The sequence below is a fragment of the Halomonas marinisediminis genome, from assembly GCF_004347715.1.
Classification (GTDB): Bacteria; Pseudomonadota; Gammaproteobacteria; order Pseudomonadales; family Halomonadaceae; genus Halomonas; species Halomonas icarae.
In genome coordinates, this window is record NZ_SLTR01000204.1 from 1 (window position 1) to 314 (window position 314).

The 314-nt window shown below is 43.9% G+C and carries 1 protein-coding gene; it reads right to left on the minus strand.

The window, feature by feature from the left end; all coding sequences use genetic code 11:
- Positions 1–128: 128 nt before the first annotated feature.
- Positions 129–314 (minus strand): hypothetical protein (locus tag E0702_RS20495; protein ID WP_205741993.1); only part of this gene is annotated, 186 nt, incomplete at its 5' end.

Sequence of the window (314 nt, forward strand, 5' to 3'; positions counted from 1 at the left end):
CCGATGCTTAAGTTAGCAAGGGTATTAAGCAGGTTTATGTAGAATCAGAGTATGAGTTATACCTGGATGCTCCAGTGTATTTATAATGGTGAGATGTGGCCTTCTGTGGATAAGATAAGTTAGTTATCTTATCTTATCTTTATCTTATCTTTAAGTGAGGTCATCTTATCTTCAAGGGAACCGCCTTTATCTTTCTGGGCTTTGGCTGCCTTTAGATTGGGCTGTGTTCCTTCATTTTGGGCCTGCTTTGGGCTGCTTTGGGGATTTGGCCGAGCTCGTTGAGGAGGGGTCGGGAATTTGGCCGAGCGCTTTGA